Source organism: Levilactobacillus sp. (genome assembly GCF_022646225.1).
Classification (GTDB): Bacteria; Bacillota; Bacilli; order Lactobacillales; family Lactobacillaceae; genus Levilactobacillus; species Levilactobacillus suantsaiihabitans.
In genome coordinates, this window is sequence record NZ_JALCJA010000003.1 from 276,705 (window position 1) to 292,467 (window position 15,763).

At 49.6% G+C, this 15,763-nt stretch carries 14 protein-coding genes; 3 read left to right on the forward strand and 11 right to left on the reverse strand.

Features of this window, described 5'->3' with window-relative positions; genetic code table 11:
• Window positions 1-308: 308 nt before the first annotated feature.
• The 8 genes from LKH74_RS06120 to LKH74_RS06155 form a co-directional block, all read right to left on the reverse strand.
• A complete protein-coding gene (locus LKH74_RS06120; RefSeq protein WP_287788669.1) occupies window positions 309-950 on the reverse strand; it encodes a methyltransferase family protein in 642 nt (213 codons plus the stop codon).
• 38 nt (window positions 951-988) lie between these two features.
• A complete protein-coding gene (locus tag LKH74_RS06125) occupies window positions 989-2,542 on the reverse strand; it encodes a bifunctional metallophosphatase/5'-nucleotidase (RefSeq protein WP_287788670.1) in 1,554 nt (517 codons plus the stop codon).
• A gap of 1 nt (window position 2,543) precedes the next feature.
• Complete coding sequence (phnE, locus tag LKH74_RS06130; protein WP_287788671.1) at window positions 2,544-3,356, reverse strand: phosphonate ABC transporter, permease protein PhnE; 813 nt, start codon at window positions 3,354-3,356, stop codon at window positions 2,544-2,546.
• Entirely contained in the window at window positions 3,356-4,150 is a 795-nt protein-coding gene (phnE, locus tag LKH74_RS06135) for a phosphonate ABC transporter, permease protein PhnE (RefSeq protein ID WP_135368586.1), read from the reverse strand. The genes phnE (LKH74_RS06130) and phnE (LKH74_RS06135) overlap by 1 nt, the downstream gene beginning before the upstream one ends.
• Window positions 4,147-4,908: a phosphonate ABC transporter ATP-binding protein gene (gene phnC / locus LKH74_RS06140; protein WP_135368587.1), complete on the reverse strand. Its 762-nt coding sequence runs from the start codon at window positions 4,906-4,908 to the stop codon at window positions 4,147-4,149. Before phnC ends, phnE (LKH74_RS06135) begins: the two co-directional genes overlap by 4 nt.
• Window positions 4,909-5,005: 97 nt before the next feature.
• Complete coding sequence (locus LKH74_RS06145; protein WP_287788672.1) at window positions 5,006-5,959, reverse strand: phosphate/phosphite/phosphonate ABC transporter substrate-binding protein; 954 nt, start codon at window positions 5,957-5,959, stop codon at window positions 5,006-5,008.
• Between the two features lie 639 nt (window positions 5,960-6,598).
• On the reverse strand, window positions 6,599-7,198 hold the full coding sequence (locus LKH74_RS06150) for a PepSY domain-containing protein (RefSeq protein ID WP_287788673.1): 600 nt from the start codon (window positions 7,196-7,198) through the stop codon (window positions 6,599-6,601).
• An 80-nt stretch (window positions 7,199-7,278) separates the two neighbouring features.
• Window positions 7,279-7,722 (reverse strand): MarR family winged helix-turn-helix transcriptional regulator, encoded by a 444-nt coding sequence (locus LKH74_RS06155; protein ID WP_225428716.1) that lies wholly within the window; start codon window positions 7,720-7,722, stop codon window positions 7,279-7,281.
• A 68-nt stretch (window positions 7,723-7,790) separates the two neighbouring features.
• Between LKH74_RS06155 and LKH74_RS06160 the strand changes: the two genes are divergently transcribed.
• On the forward strand, window positions 7,791-8,342 hold the full coding sequence (locus LKH74_RS06160; RefSeq protein WP_287788674.1) for an NADPH-dependent FMN reductase: 552 nt from the start codon (window positions 7,791-7,793) through the stop codon (window positions 8,340-8,342).
• 163 nt (window positions 8,343-8,505) lie between these two features.
• Here the strand turns inward: LKH74_RS06160 and LKH74_RS06165 are convergent, their stop codons facing one another.
• The gene (locus LKH74_RS06165; RefSeq protein ID WP_287788675.1) at window positions 8,506-10,848 is read right to left on the reverse strand and encodes a lanthionine synthetase LanC family protein; all 2,343 of its coding nucleotides are present in this window, start codon (window positions 10,846-10,848) and stop codon (window positions 8,506-8,508) included.
• Window positions 10,849-11,113: 265 nt separating this feature from the next.
• Here LKH74_RS06165 and LKH74_RS06170 point away from each other — a divergent pair, with 265 nt between their 5' ends.
• Window positions 11,114-11,248, forward strand: coding sequence for a hypothetical protein (locus LKH74_RS06170; protein WP_287788676.1), 135 nt, complete (start codon window positions 11,114-11,116; stop codon window positions 11,246-11,248).
• Window positions 11,249-11,383: 135 nt separating this feature from the next.
• On the forward strand, window positions 11,384-12,643 hold the full coding sequence (locus tag LKH74_RS06175; protein WP_287788678.1) for an MFS transporter: 1,260 nt from the start codon (window positions 11,384-11,386) through the stop codon (window positions 12,641-12,643).
• Between the two features lie 484 nt (window positions 12,644-13,127).
• On the opposite strand, the gene LKH74_RS06180 is transcribed toward LKH74_RS06175, so the two are convergent.
• Entirely contained in the window at window positions 13,128-13,823 is a 696-nt protein-coding gene (locus tag LKH74_RS06180) for a glycerophosphodiester phosphodiesterase (protein WP_287788679.1), read from the reverse strand.
• A 583-nt stretch (window positions 13,824-14,406) separates the two neighbouring features.
• Complete coding sequence (locus LKH74_RS06185) at window positions 14,407-15,762, reverse strand: extracellular solute-binding protein (protein ID WP_434737653.1); 1,356 nt, start codon at window positions 15,760-15,762, stop codon at window positions 14,407-14,409.
• Window position 15,763: the final 1 nt, after the last annotated feature.

Consider the following 15,763-nt stretch of genomic DNA (forward strand, 5'->3'; position numbering starts at 1 on the left):
GCCTAAGTGGCATGGCCCACGCCACTAAGACAACTCCCACGGCTGAACCCATATTTGGCGAACTCTCGGCTACGGTAGTGCTGATACGCAACGCTGACTTAGTTCCACGTTTCAGCTCTCGTTTTACGGTATGCACCAGCCAATACCACGTTAATCTCGTAGGTATCCTTAGTTAATACTAGTGGCCAGCCCATCTATATTCAACCACTGTCGTTATTAAGCCAATACTCCACAATCACCTCAAACAAAACCAGATACACCAAAGGCCGAGACCCCATCGTCTCGACCTTTTTCTTGTCGTTAAAAAGCTACCACACGAACGGAATCAGTTCCTTGGTCTCGCGTTGATAGGCCGCAAAGTCTGCGCCGTACTTGCTGGCGAGATACTTATCCGCCGTGGGAATGTAGGAGAAAACAAATAGTGCCAGTAACATCAGCGGGATGAGCAGGGCGTACAGATTTCCGGTCAATAATGCACACCCTAGGACCCAGAGCACGTCGCCGAAGTAATTGATGTGGATGGCGTATTTGAACAGGCCGCCGCGATACAGCTTGCCGGCGTTTTGTGGATCGGCCTTGAACGGCTTGCGTAAGAGCTCAGCCGTGGTATTGATCACGCTACCGGCCACGAAGCAGAACAGGCCCAAGACGTAGGCCCAGAGGCTAAAGTGGCCCCCGTGCAACAACAATAGTGGAAACCCCAAGTAGTAGAGCGCAAAGGCCAGGCTGTTGCCCAAGGCTTCGGGCCAGCCGATGCCCCGCGGCAACCAAATAAACATCATCGCGTTGAGGCGCACGAAAATAATCGCGAGGCACCCGGCTAGCGTCCAGGTGAGTACCGCCGATTGCCCACCGGTGGCGAGCCAATAGCCACTCACCATCAGGTACACACACTGGGCCACTAGAATCGTCACCTTGGCCCCGTTGGCGGAGTGTTTCAAGCCATACATCAATCATCATCCCTTGTTTTTCACCCAGCATACACCCGTTAGGTGGTCACCGTAAAGTTGGTCTGCGGCTGGCCCGTCACCACCGGATGCGCGGCGAAATACTGGCGAATGACCTCGGCCATATCCGTGTTGACCTCACGAATGACCTTGGCCGGCGTAAACATCGGGTAATCGCCGCCACCGTTGCCGCGATACTGGTTCATGGCCACGTCTAAGCGTTGATCCGGTTGAATCGGTTGGCCGTGATACTCGAGTTGGGTCACACGCTGGCCGACCGGTTGGGTCAGGTCAAACTGATAATCGATGCCGCTATAAATATCGTAATTGTAGAGCGCTAATTTCGGTGTAGTGAAGGCCGGCGCCACCTGCACCGTCCCCTCGACTAGGGTGAAGAAACTGGCACACCGCTCCAAAGCCGCACGCAGATCCGCACCACTGAGCCGCTCGACTACCAAGGTGTTGGGATACGGGTAGCTATTCAGTAATTGGCGCAACGAGACTTGGCGGGCAAACCCGCGAACGTCGTCATTGAACAAAGCCGTAGCCGCAATGTCAGTCTGCCCCGCCGCCATTTCGATCTGATTGATCAACTGAAGATACGGGTGACCGTGCAGTCGTGCCGCCATGGGGTCGGTCACTTCTAGTGAGGTGCCCGTCAACTGGCCCACCGGTTGGTCCAGCCAGCTTTCGACGTGTTGCTGCACGGCGGCCGTTTGTTGCGCCAAGTCAGCCGCTGGCGCCGCCTCCGCCGTGGGTAACAAACGCGCAGACCGGTCGACGACATGATGGTTGGCATCGAGTTCCAGGGTGATGGCGCCCACGGCCACGCCCTTTTCGCCCGGCTGCGTCGTGGCGACGCCCTGATACACCCCCGCAATTTGCCGGTGTTGGTGGCCGGTCACCAAGGCGTCAATGCCCGGCACCTGCGTCAACAGCTGATAGCCCTCGTTTTCGCCGGTCACTCGTTCGGTCGGCGCTCCCGTGGTCAGGTCGGCCTCAAAGCCGCCGTGATAGGCTACGATAACCACTTCGGCCTGTTGTCGCAGTTGCGGGACCCAGTGTTGCGCCGTCTTTAACGCCGACGCAAACTGTAGTCCGGCAAGGTGGTCGGCGCGTTCCCACACCGGCACGTAGGCGGTGGTCAGTCCCAGAACGGCGATCTTCACCCCTTGCCGATGCAAAATGACAAACGGTGCGTCCACGATGTCCTGCGCCTGACCGCCAGCGATATTGGCGCCTAACAAGGGGTAGTTGCGTTGGGCCTCGCAGTGGCGAATGTAGTCCAAGCCATAATTAAATTCATGATTGCCCAGCACGCCCGCATCCACGCCCAATTCTCGCGTGAGCCGCGTGAACAACGCCTGGTCTGCGGCCGGTCGTTGGGCCAAATAACTGGCAAACGGCGACCCTTGAATCCAGTCGCCATTTTCAATCGTGACCACACTCTCGTCGGGACCCGCCGCGGCTTTGACCGCGCGAATCACATTGGCCGCCTTCAACCAGCCGTACGCCTGCTGGTCGGTCGCCGTTCGGTAACTGGTCGGGTACACGTAACCGTGCACGTCACTGGTCGATAAAATGGTTAATTTCATCTTAGATCAACCTCTTCCGTAACTGTTCGGACAATGAATCGATCAATAACACCATGATCACGATGCCGAGCAAGATGATGCCGACTTTCGGCCAGTTTCGCGTCTGAATCGCAAAGATCATCGGCGTCCCGATCCCCCCGGCACCAACCATCCCCAGAATGGAGGCGGAACGCACGGCAATTTCAAACCGATACAAGGTGTACGAGAAGAATTCGGGCATGATCGTCGGCACCGTGGCCAAGGCAAAGACCTGGCCGGATTTGCCCCCGGCACTGGTGATAGCCTCCTCGGAACCCCGGTCCATATTTTCAATCGCTTCACTAAAGAGCTTGCCCAACATCCCAATGGAGTGGATGCTGACGGCAAGTACCCCGGCGTAAGAACCCGGTCCCACGGCCTTGATGAACATGATGGCCAACACGATTTCCGGAAAGGTCCGAATCAGCGTCAAGACCACCTTGCCACTACCGGAGCGCAAGAAGAACCGTTCGCGCGTCCCCCGCGCGGCCCAAAAGGCGAAGGGCACGCTGATGACGGCCGACACGATGGTTCCCAAAAAGGCGATGGCCAACGTTTGTAAGATCAACGAGACCAGGTCTTCACCACTGCCGTCATACACGTAGGACCACTGGGGGTGGACCAAGCCATCCACAATGGACCGCGACACGGCACCGGCCGATTCCTGTAGTCCGGTGAATTTGAGGCCGTTGATCGTCCAATAGTACAGCGCACCAATCACCACGACCCACAAGAGCCAATTCCAGCGCTGCCAAATGGTGCGATGGGGCTTGGTCATTACTGTCGTTGTTGTCATCAGAGCAGGACCCTCCTTAAGTGATTGCTGATGCCGTCAATCACCAGCACCACGACGAGGGTGGCCAAGATGATCACGGCCGTTTGGCTGTAATTGAATTCGTTGAGTGACCGTTGTAAGAATACCCCGATCCCGCCGGCACCCAGGTACCCCAGGACGGTCGAGGCCCGCACGTTGATTTCCAGCGTGTAGAGAAAGTAGCTGATAAATTGATTCAAGATCTGTGGCAACACGGCGTACCAAATGATCGTCACCTTGGAAGCCCCGACCGATTCCAGGGCTTCCAACGGCCCCATGTCGATGGTCTCAATCACTTCGTAGAAAAGCTTGGACACCATCCCAAAGGAGAAAATGGCCAACGTGACGACCCCGGCAGTGGACCCAATCCCGAAGATGGCCACGAAAATCGCTGCCAATAACAAATCGGGCAAGGTCCGCACCAAGTCGAGGAACAGCCGCGTGACATTGCGCAAGAGCCGACTGTGGATCAGATTGCTGGCGCTGAGCACCGCAAAGGGAATGGCAAACGCCGCCCCAATCGTAGTCCCCAGAATCGCCATCTGAATGGTTTCTAGGAGCGGCTGAATGATGACTGTCGTGTAATCCCAGGCTGGATGAGACATGCGGACCAGTAGATTCATGAACTGTCCAAAATTACTGAAGAACATCCCCACATCAACGCCGGTCATTTGCGATGAGGCCACTAGTAAAACCAGCAACACCACCGTGCCGCCAATCCCCTTGACGTGCCAGCGCTGAACCCAGGAACGCCGGGGAATCTCTGGATAGGTCATGCTTCTGCCCCCTCCGCGTAAATTTTGTTCAAGTCAGCTTCAGTGACCGCGGCAATCGGTTGGTCGTACACCAATTGGCCGGCCCGCAACCCGATGATGCGATCGGCGTACTTGCGCGCCAGAGCGACCGAGTGTAAATTGACGATGACCGTGATGCCGTCCTCGCGGTTCAAGCGTTGAAGCGTGTCCATCACGGTCGCCGTGGTCAAGGGGTCTAGCGACGCCACCGGCTCATCTGCCAAAATGATCTTGGGGTCTTGCATTAGCGTTCGGGCGATGGCGACTCGCTGTTGTTGGCCCCCGGACAATTCGTCGGCGCGGGTATACAACTTGTCCGCTAGGTTGACCCGTTGTAAAGACCGCACCGCCATTTCCCGGTCGGCCTTGCTGAAGAGGCCACAGAGGGTCTTCCAGGTCGGGTAGTAACTGACCCGGCCAGACAACACGTTGCGCTCGACGCTGGAACGGTTGATCAGGTTGAAACCTTGAAAGATCATACCGATTTTGCGCCGCAATAACCGCAGCGACTGGCCCTTGTAATCGTTGATGGGTTCTTCTTCAATCGTGATCTCACCAGAAGTGATCTCGTGCATCCGATTGATGGTGCGTAGTAACGTACTCTTGCCAGCGCCGGATAGCCCAACGACGACCAGAAATTGGCCGCGCGGAATGTCAAAACTAATATCCTTGAGGCCGACCGTCCCGTTACTATAAATCTTATTGACGCCTTTAAACGAAATAATTGGTGCTTGTGTCATGGTTGGTTCCCCCGTAAAAAAGTAGCAAGGTGCTCAAACGCGCTTCCCCACTACTTCTTGATTTTGACGTGTATTCAACTAAATGGTGGCTTGGGCATTACTTGTCCAATTGCTTGGCCTGCTTATCGTATTGCCGAATGATGTCGAAGTTGCTGTCCTTAGAGTCCACGTAACCTTCGTGCGAGTAAACGCTGGAAATGATGGCGTGGCCCTTCTTGGTCTTGGCGATGTTCTTAAAGGCCGTGGCAATCTTCTTTTGCCATTTGCCGCTCATATCGCCGCGCACCGTGATGGTATCGTTCGGAATCTTAGCCGTGGTGTAGATCGGTACGACCTTGCTCATCACGTCTTTTTCGTCATTCATGACCAGCTTCCGGGCGCCTTGGAAGACGAAGGCGGCGTCGGTGTTTTTGTTGTAGACCGACAGCACCCCTTGGTCGTGACCCTTGACCGTGACGGTTTGAATGCCAGACTTGTTGATGTTAACGCCGTGCTTCAACATTTCTACGGCCGGGTAGATCCAGCCGGCGGTCGATGTGGTATCTTGAACGGCAATCTTCTTGCCCTTCAGATCCTTGATGGACTTGATGCCACTATCTTTGCGAACCAGAATTTGTGACCGGTAGTAGTTGACTAATTTCTTGGTCGTCTTATCATCTGGTTCCGACACGCCGTAACGTTGGGCTTGGAGTAAGACCTTGTCCCCGTATTGCTTGTGCGCCAAGACATAGGCGTCAGGTGGCAGAAAACCCACGTCGACTTTCTTGGAGCCCATGGCTTCCACGATAGTGTTGTAGTCGGTGGAAACGCTGACCGTCACCGGAATCCCCAGTTCCTTTTTCAACAGGCCTTCCAGTGGCTTGGCCTTGGCTTCGATGGTCCCCGCATTAGACGACGGCACGAATTCGACCGTCAACTTCTTCGGGGTATACGCCTTGTCGCCGGCCCCCGCACTGCTGCTCGACGACTTGCCACAAGCGGCCAATCCGGCCGGTAACAGTAATAATGCGGCAGCAATCAAGAGTAACTTGCCCTTGCTCTTCAAACGCATCAGATTCACTCCTCAAGTATGTAATTGAATTCCCTTTAGCAATTTCAAGTTTACCAGAAAATGCGAACTTATCAAGAATAAATTATTCATTAGTTCGTTATTAGTATTTTTATATTTAGGAAAACGCGCTTATTTCAATCGGTAAAACGAGAAACCTGAACATTAAATTTTCTTTTTCTGATCACCGTTATCAAAATATTTATAACGACTCCCAGTTTTCAGGAAAAATCGACCACAAAAAAAGCGCCCGAAATTTTTTCGCGCACTTCCAATCACCATTTATTTTTAGTGAATAAGTATTCGTTTCTCTGCTGAATCTTCAAGGATAGCCACTAAAACGTTTACTAGCTGTCACACCATTAAAACGTTGCGGTAAAATTGTAATATTACAAATCGCCAAATTCGCCCGCAAGCCTTGATTTCTCTGTTATAGTAAATATGTCGTAAACAATTGCTTAACAAACTAACGACAAACTAAAGCTTTTTTGGTAACAGCGGTTAAGGTACCCGGAAAATGCCTTAACACTGTCTGTCCCCAATTGAATAATTAACCTTATTGAATCAGACTAAATCCCAGTTCGATTCAATGAGGTTAATTTTTTTTGCACTAAAATTCTACTGGTCTAACGCATGCTGGGCCTAATCATCGTCGTCATCGGTCTCTTGGCCCAAGACCTTGCCTGTCAGCGCATTGATTCGTACCTCATGGTAAGTCTGGTCTTTGCGGACCTTGACCTCCCACTCGGTCGTGCCGTGATCGCGGTCCAACGACCAGGCAATGGCCGTACCGCCACCGACCTGCTTTTGGGCAATCTGCGAAACGCTGGCCCGGGACTTGACCTTGGTCAACGGCAACGCGTCTCGTTGGGCAACCCCATTGGCCTCATCGGCATCTAGCTTTTCTTGTTGGGCGCGGCTGGTCTTGCCAGTGCGCGCATCAACCGTCAGCTCGTATTCCTTGTGCTGGTCCACACCGCTGATTTCATACTGGTAGCGCTGATTTTCGGTCTCCAACGCCAACTCGGTCACGGCCACCTTGCCGCCAAAGCGCTGGTGGAACTGCTTGACCGCCGCATTCGTGCTCACCTTGATCTGCCGCGGCGACGGGGTCGTTGACTGCGACGCTGATTGCGACGTGGTCTGACTGGCACTGCTACTTGACTTCGATTGCGTCTGTTGATTGGCACAGCCCACCAGCAACAGTGAACTGGCCACCAATACCCAACTGAATTTGCGCATACACTCGTCCTCCAGTTTGTCTGGCTTTCTCTCTTATCCTTAGTGTACCAAACACCCACGACCCGCAGCAATCAGGTCGCTCATTCGTGGTAGTCGCTGGGACCAGTCAACGTAGCCGCCAGCTGCTGTAAGACCTGCAACAGTTCTGTGCGATCCGCGTTGGAATAGTTCGCCAATTTCTGCCGAATCGCGGCCTCGCGGGCCACCTTGATCTGTAACAACGCCCGCTGGCCCTGGGGACTCAAAGCCACTTGCCGAATCCGCTGGTCACGCCGCTCGACCTCCACGAGCCATCCTGCTGCGACTAGCTTATCGACCTGCCGACTGATGGACGAATGGTTGCGGCCAATCTGGTCAGCCAGCTCGCCAATACTGATTTCCGGTTGGCGGCCGACGCGCACGATAATCGGTAGTGCGGCCGGTTCCAAGGGAATACTGGCTTGCTGAAGCAATTTACGGTCCTGTTGGGGCTGATTGAAAAACGTCACGATCTCAAAGAGTGCTTCAAAAATTTCATTATCCATATTGCCATTATACCAGAACGGTGCTAAGATGTGTGCATAATGCACGGATAAATTAAAGGAGCGATTTTATGTCGAAAAAAATTGGGTTAATCATCGGGTCCACCCGCCCCAGTCGTATCAGTCCCAGTATCGCCAAATGGCTACAGGTCCGCGTGACCCAGCCAGATTTACCGGTCGACTTACTCGATCTCGCCACCATCGACCTGCCGTTTTTAAAGGACCCCGCCATGCCCGCCGACCACCAGTACACCCTGGACTCGACCAAGCGCTGGAGTGAACAGGTCCAGGGCTACGACGCCTTCATTTTGCTGTTCCCACAATACAACTGGGGCTACCCGGCACCGCTGAAAAATGCCCTCGACACCCTCTATCAAGAGTGGCGGGGCAAGCCGGTCAGCCTGGTCTCTTACGGCAATCACGGCGGCTTTCAGGCTGCATTAGGCATGCAACTGGTCGTGCGCGGCTTGAAGATGCCACTGTTGACCAACAACCTTCAGATCAGCCTGGAAAAATCCTGGTTCGACGATCAGAGCCAATTCACCGACGTTGATTTGGCTCTGACTCCTTACGCCGCCGAAGCACGTCAGCTGGGGGCGGAATTGCGGCGACGATTAGTCTAGCTAGCGGTCGTGTTCCGAACACCAACAATCGCGACCAACAATTCGGCAGTCAGTAACCCAACCAAATAAGACGCATCAGGAGAATTTGCCGCTTTAGCCTTGATTTGAGATGATATAGCGTGTTCGTCGACAGCTAGTACGATTAATCCTTAAAGCGGATGTGCTAAATTTTCCCAAAACAGTCTTGAGCTACTTTCAAGGCAAAAATAACGCCTCTATTCCCATGTTGAAAGCTAAAGCTAAGCTGATTAAATGCCTCGTTAACAACGTATAACCCGTCATCAAGCCTAATTAAGTAGGCGGCAACATCCTTGCACGCCTGCTGTATGTCTTGGTCATAAATGTCAGTTTTCATAGTCCGCTTTGTTAAAAGTAAGGCCCAAATTATTCCTGAAAGTCCGTGACTAAATGTCACATTTTGAGGATAGCGCATCTTAGCCAACTGAGCTGACAATTTTCCAATGAGCCAATCATTTTCATTTATGCCAAAAACTTCTCGTATATTAAGTGCCACAACAAGCATGCCTGCAACACCATTTAATAAGTAAGGTGAGCAGTAACGTGAATGAGGTGACATTCTAAAAATCAACTTTCCATCTTTTTTGACTGCATACTTTTCTACTATACTCCGGAAAGATTCCACAACCAGTGATTGAACCTCTACGTGTTTTTTCTGATCAATAAACAACGAACAATATAATACCGGTATAATTGTATGCAATGGTAATAAGTCTTCATCCAGGGTTCCTTTTCCCAGCCGTTCAAGATGCCAGTGAACCAAATTAAGATTACCAATCAGAGATGATTGAACGCCTGCATCTCTGATAATCTCAACTGCATTTGAGTCTCCTCGAATCAAACGGAACATCAAGCTAGAGTAGCTTGGTGAATTAATAATGTGGTGAATAGTATTATCATTAACCAAAAAATCCGATTTCGTCAATCTGGAACGCGTACTCTTATAGCTATGGTTTACGCTATCTATCCTTATAGAACGACGTAATCCGTTAATCAGTTCAGTCAGAGATGACGTTTGATGATTTTCTGCGTTGTCATAAATCTCTGTTATCGCTGCATCTCTAAGCTCCTTCTGTATTGACTTTAGGTTTACATTTGGTGATATAACCAACTGTTCAATAATTTTTACGAAAATCGCAGGTATTTTTTCTGCAGCGGCAAATTTCCTAAAAAATTCAATTGTTTTTTTTCCAGTTCTGTCAATAGCAAGAAATGAGTTGGCTCTGCTGAAAAGAGCCATGATTAAATAACCTGCTTGCTGCTTATCCTGTTCAAATTGGTTAAGAAAATAAATTCCTGAATTGAAAAAGCCAACCGTCTTGTTTAAAGATCTTGTATGACCATTAAAATTTCTTATAACAATTTCAGAATCATTGAAGTCTACAAAAGATACCTGATCCGTTACTTTATCGACTAAAACATTTGTGCTCGAAATATCCCCTATTTGTATATCTAAATCGTGTATCCTTGATAAGTTCGACAGGAAATTCTGAATAACTTTTCGAACCTTTTCATACACATTCGTCTTAGTGTCTCCGAAAGCACTCTCTACGACTGATGCACGGTACGTATTAATATCTATTCCCGGCAATTTACTTTCAACTAAAAAGTAATCTGAAGCTTCATAAAACTCATCTAACACTCGTGGAACAAATGATAATGACTTTAGATATTCTAAATTGTATTTCTCGTTCTTTAATTTTTCAATAGTTTGTGCCGATCGATCGCCAAATCCAAATTTTGCAGATTTTAGAATAAGTTCTTTTTTATCACCACTTTTTGCAATGAAAACGCCCCCTGAGCACTTTTTATTCAATGACACTTGAGGATAATACTGCTTAAATAGCTTTTTAGATGTCTCTGAGTCATCTGAATTCATCGGAAACGGTTCTTCAACGAAGGATGGTAAATGATACCTGTCAAGCTGGTAGTCTTGGTATAACTTTTCTCCATTGTGATCATATACATAATTGTCGTCATTGTGATTACTTAGAATACCGTATCTATAAAAAACGACACTCGAACTACCATAACGTCTATCAGTGTAGATTTGAACGCCTTCACAATTACCTAGAACAGTACTTAATGGCCCAATAATTTTTTTAAACTCTCGAGTTGAAGTCGGATACAGAGTAATGAATTTTCCGGTCGACCATAGTTTTTCGTATCCCGAAAGGTTTGAAATAAGAAACTCAAGATTAGAGATGTATTTGAAAGTTATCGTATGCGTTCGACAAAACTGAAATACAGCATTTAAAATATGCTGATAATTCTTGGATGTACAAGCTACATGTATCTTGAATCCTTGATGTGGAATGGCTTTAAAGCCAAAGTTTAATTGTCTAAAAATCTGATATTTATCACACGTTGACTGCTCCATTTCTTGCTCTGTAATCGTATTAGGGATGATATTAAGATTCAGTTTTACGTTATTATTAAAGAATTCTTCCTTTGCCAATATATTCAGTGTTTCAATACTAGTGTTCACTAATATTCCTCCTCGTTGAAGCAATTAATTCAAGCTAAACATCTCTACTGAGAATATATATTATATTGTCGTATAACATTTGTTACAGGTCTCTCCAACCGTTTATTTATAATTTATCCTAACTATCTTTCATACGGATAACTACTTTGACATGAATTATTAGATAATATATAGTTACTCGTGTAGATAGCCAAAAACTGGTACATCACTGTTATGTATTAATTTGGCTAACTACAAGCAGCCCAATAAATCGAGATGAACGCTTATGACTGAATTGTTAGACTTACAAGAACTTGCCGTTAAGTCAAATGGTGGGGCCGTTGACGTGCCAAGCAACAACGATGATATTTCTGACACAGGAGTTTGTTTTACTCACGATTGTGAAGAAAAATCAAATTAAGGCATTAGTTTCTCTACCACGTTGAGCGCATGATTCTCACGGTGGCTGAACACAGTGATTACTGGTTATGAGTAAAATCCCATATCGAGTAATCACTTTTTGGTTTAACAAAGTATCATGGGGAGGCACATAGTCATGGAAGTCTTCTTTCATAACTCTTACTATCGTATTTTTATGACTGCTAATATTGTTAGCTCTATTGGTTCTTCGTTGTTTAGCATTGTATTTGTAATTTACGCACGTCACATGGCTCATCCTTCACTGGCTATTAGTGTTGCTTCCGTTGCAGGGAGTCTACCGCTAGTCTTCGACATATTCATGGGGTACCTTGCTGATCAAACTAGCAATCATGTTCATCAGCAACTACGTAATCGTTTAATTCAAGGTGTTTTATATGTAGCAATTGCCATCCTAATGGCTGGTCAATTTAAATGGACAGGTTTCATTATAGTTCTAAGCCTGAGCATCATAGTCAGCCTTATTGGCAGTTACAATACATATGGGGCCATTCCCATAATCAAGGATATTGTAAAACCAAGTGACATTCCCGAGGCGGAGGGGTTCGAGTCTGGTATTAACTCCACAATATCTCTTACCGGAGGCCTCATCGGCGCCTCACTGCTTTCACTATTCCAATATCAGTACAGCTTATTTGCATTTCTCAATGCTATCTCATTTTTTTCAGCTTTTTGGTTATTATTTCATTCTCGTGAATACTTTCTTCAATTGCCTTGTAGTCATGTCAAAATAGGAAAAACATACGGGATGTTTAATAACTGTCGTAAATTTCTTCGGAAAACCCAAGCCAATTTCACACTTCTCAAAAAAGAATCGACAATTGTTCAATTCATAAAAGTTTTTATGGCAATCAACCTTTTTGATTCAGGTCAAGGCGTTCTTTTGAATCTTTCTTTTGCTCATGAACAAAAGTTATTATTTATTAATTATGGATATACAGTCGCATTATTAGGAATGGTTGAATCTGTAGGAAGCATCGTTGGGTCATTATTGCCCGGTCGAATTACACGATACTTTAGTATTTCCATATGCATCATCTCGATTTATGTTGCATATGGACTGCTCGCATTAAATATAATCTTCTTCAAAGGAAAAATATTACTATTGGTTTTAACTGTTATTTCAAGTATTCTTATAGGAATCTTGAATCCTATAGTTCAAGGAAAAATGATAAATGAGCTACCTAAAGAATCAATTGGGTCTATTATCAGTGCTTTTTACACAGTTGTACAACTGACTGTCCCACTAGGATCTATGATTTTTGCAACAATGGCTAACACTCTCTCGCTACAGGTCTCTTGGATCAGTTTATTTTTATTTAATTTAGTAACGCTATTACTCTGGATTTTACTTCAGCGTAAACAAATAACAATATAGAAACTGAAGGTTACAAGTAAAATTAACGTGCTGATTGCTGTAACGACGGTGTTCCGACACCTAAAATTGGCGAAACCAGACGCCTGCGTTAGCCATGGTTCCACCTGCTCTGGGGAACGGCTCCAGCCTGAGGAACGGTCTTCCGCCTCGCTTGAAAGCCTGGCAAAAGCGACCAGTCTCTCACGACACAGCTGGCTCCACCCTGGCTGCCTCCGGCAAGGTGGAGATTATCAGTAACACTGTGTTAGTCAAAGACTAGTCATTAATGAGCTACTACCTGGGGTTAAGACGACTGTTACCGACAAGCACAGCTAAGCCGAGAGTTCACCAAATATGGGTTCAGCCGCTGAAAAGAGTGGGCCAACAGGCCACCCTTCAGGAAATCAGTGACTAAACCAAATCGGACGCATCAGGAAAAAGTTCCCGGTGCGCCCGATTTTTTAGTTTGGGTATAAATATGCACTAGCACTGCAAGTCGCAGTCCTTATTTCACCATCACCTCATCGCGCAGCGCCGTCATCGCCACGAAATCATCCGTGAAGATACCGGCCACGCCGTCTTGAAACAGTTGCTTGGCTAGTGCTGGGTCATCCACGGTCCAAATGCGTTCGGCAACCGGCACGTCGGCTTGATAATGGCTGAGGTGCAGGCCCGCCAAGTGCTCACTGGCCACGAAAGCCGCGGCGTTGACCACCGGCTTGCCCGTCAACCAGCAGTAGGCCTCGTCGGGGGCGAACTGCTGACAAGTCTTCAATGTGGGCAGGTGAAACGACGAGTAGATGACCGGATGCTTCAGTGGCGTGGCGTTGACCATCCCCATCACGATGCGTTCAATGTGGGGGTACTGGATTTTGTCGGTCTTGAATTCCAGATTCAGTTGCACGTCATGCGTCCCGACCAGCGTGAGAAACTCCGCCAGCGTGGGAATCGGTTCGTTTTCGGCCAAATGAAACTGGCGCAATTCGGCCAGCGTGTAGCTGTTGATGAGGCCGGTCCCGTTACTGGTCCGGTCGATGCGCTCGTCATGCATGATGACTGGCACCTGGTCTTTGGTCAAGTGCACATCAAATTCCAGGCCCTCGACCCCATGATCCAAGGCGTAGGCAAAGCCCGCCAAGCTGTTCTCAGGAAATTTCGCCGGATAACCCCGGTGCCCAAACACTAACGTTTTAACTGTCATTTTACCGCTCCCTACTACATTTTTAATATTTGTTTCTATATCCCGCCTCCAGCCTGCCCCAGATGAGACTGGAACGCGGTGGGCGGACGGGCCGAGCCAAAGTGCGGTCTCGACGCCTCGCTTTGAGCCGCAACCCGCGTCTCAAAGACGCCAGTTTTCTAAGCGGTCCCAACCCGACCGCTAAGGAAACTCCCACGGCTGAGCTCATCTGGGACAGGCTTCCGGCTACGTGGGTGCTTGCCAACTACCACCACTAAAATCGGCAGCAGACCGACTACAACGGTGTGATTTGCGCCAACGGACCGTGAAATCACAAACCTGCCGGAGGCGGCCAGGGATGGAACCGGCTGTGTCGACGGTGTTGGCAGAGGTTTTTTCTCTGCCTACAGCGTGGGACGACTTGAGAGACTGGCGGTTTTTGCCGGGCTTTCAAGTGAGCCGGAAGACCGCTCTTTGGCTGCAGGCGGTCCCCATAGCAGGTGGAATCCCTGGCGGCCGCAGGCGTCTGGTTGGCTCGACCCGTCCACCCACCGCGTTCCAACCCATAGTTGGCGAGCGGTAAGGCGAAGGCGTTGCTCACTGGTCAGTACCCGTTGGCACGGTTGTTACCCTGGATGTAGCTGTTCATGGACTTCTCCGCCGTCTCCAGGGACTTCTTGATATCACTCCCATTATAAATCTGTTCCATGGCCGTTTGGCTTAAATTACGTTCCTGAATCAATCCTTGTAAGAAGATCCCGGAATTCGTAGCGTTAGGCGTGGCTGCGCGTAGTTGTTCGCCGGGAACCTTGGTAGCCGGCAACTTCTGGTACAGCTTCTGCAAGACGGCCTCTTTTTGCGAGCCTTGGTTCAAGGCCAAGTACCCGGTGGCAACTTGCCACTGGGCCTGGCTCTTGGCGGTCATCAAGTATTTAATAAAGTCCCACGCCCCGCGCTGGACGTGCGCGGACTTGTCGTTGGAGATCCACAGCGAAGCACCGCCAATGGCGACCCCGTTGCTCTTTTGACCATCCGGGTGAGGGTAATACGTAATGCCCAGTTGGTCGTGATTGCCGGTCGTCAGTTGCCCGATCGACGCGGAACTTTGTAGAAACATCCCCAACCGACCGGACAGGAAGCTGGCGGTCTCGTTGTTTTGGGCGTTGGCGCCGGCCCCGTAATTGACGAAGTCGCCGCGTTTCAAATTATCCTGAATCCATTTCATCGTCGTCAAAGTCGACGGGCTGGTGAAGTTGACGGCCGTGGGTGTGCCCGCGTGACCGTCTTGGTGATTGGCCAGAGACACGCCGGCGTTGGCCATGAATTGTTCAAACAACCAGCCGTAGATTTCCACGGTCATCCCCTGCACCTGCTTGTGCGAGCGGTCCGTCAGCTGGGTGGCGACCCGGGTGATGTCGCTGTACGATGGGTTGACCGGCGGTGGCGTGATGTGGTATTTCTTCAGCAGCGTTTCATTGTAGTACAGCACGGGTTGTGAGGTGTTGAACGGCATGGAGAGCTGGGTCCCCTTGTTGGCGTAAAAGGCCCGCGCCCCGACCGCAATCTGATTGACATTGTAGTGGTCGGCATCGATGAATTTCTGAACTGGCGTGGTGTAGCCCGTGTGGTGGATCTGACTGGTCGAAATGTCCATCGACTGAAAGACCGCGGGCGAGGCGTCAGTGCCGTGGGTGTTGATGATCTTTTGGACGGCTTCGTTGTAGTTGCCCTCGAATTCCGGCACGACCTCATACTTGTGTTGCGAATGGTTGAAGTCCTTGACGAAGGTGTCCAACTGTTGCTGGGCGGGCCCCGTCATCTCGTGCCAAAAGACGATCCGTGTGCGTTTGGCGCCTTGGGCCTGGGCGGCGGGCTTGCTCATGACCGACCAGCCCACGAATACGGCCAGTACGGCCAAGAAAAGCCCACCGAGTGCTAAGAGCCGTTGACGTCCTTTCAAA

What these genes read in the sequence shown, in the direction of transcription:
- LKH74_RS06120 (WP_287788669.1), bottom strand. Translation starts at nt 950, where the DNA reads ATGTATGGCTTGAAACACTCCGCCAACGGGGCCAAGGTGACGATTCTA.
- LKH74_RS06125 (WP_287788670.1), bottom strand. Translation starts at nt 2,542, where the DNA reads ATGAAATTAACCATTTTATCGACCAGTGACGTGCACGGTTACGTGTAC.
- phnE (WP_287788671.1), bottom strand. Translation starts at nt 3,356, where the DNA reads ATGACAACAACGACAGTAATGACCAAGCCCCATCGCACCATTTGGCAG.
- phnE (WP_135368586.1), bottom strand. Translation starts at nt 4,150, where the DNA reads ATGACCTATCCAGAGATTCCCCGGCGTTCCTGGGTTCAGCGCTGGCAC.
- phnC (WP_135368587.1), bottom strand. Translation starts at nt 4,908, where the DNA reads ATGACACAAGCACCAATTATTTCGTTTAAAGGCGTCAATAAGATTTAT.
- LKH74_RS06145 (WP_287788672.1), bottom strand. Translation starts at nt 5,959, where the DNA reads ATGCGTTTGAAGAGCAAGGGCAAGTTACTCTTGATTGCTGCCGCATTA.
- LKH74_RS06150 (WP_287788673.1), bottom strand. Translation starts at nt 7,198, where the DNA reads ATGCGCAAATTCAGTTGGGTATTGGTGGCCAGTTCACTGTTGCTGGTG.
- LKH74_RS06155 (WP_225428716.1), bottom strand. Translation starts at nt 7,722, where the DNA reads ATGGATAATGAAATTTTTGAAGCACTCTTTGAGATCGTGACGTTTTTC.
- LKH74_RS06160 (WP_287788674.1), top strand. Translation starts at nt 7,791, where the DNA reads ATGTCGAAAAAAATTGGGTTAATCATCGGGTCCACCCGCCCCAGTCGT.
- LKH74_RS06170 (WP_287788676.1), top strand. Translation starts at nt 11,114, where the DNA reads ATGACTGAATTGTTAGACTTACAAGAACTTGCCGTTAAGTCAAATGGT.
- LKH74_RS06175 (WP_287788678.1), top strand. Translation starts at nt 11,384, where the DNA reads ATGGAAGTCTTCTTTCATAACTCTTACTATCGTATTTTTATGACTGCT.
- LKH74_RS06180 (WP_287788679.1), bottom strand. Translation starts at nt 13,823, where the DNA reads ATGACAGTTAAAACGTTAGTGTTTGGGCACCGGGGTTATCCGGCGAAA.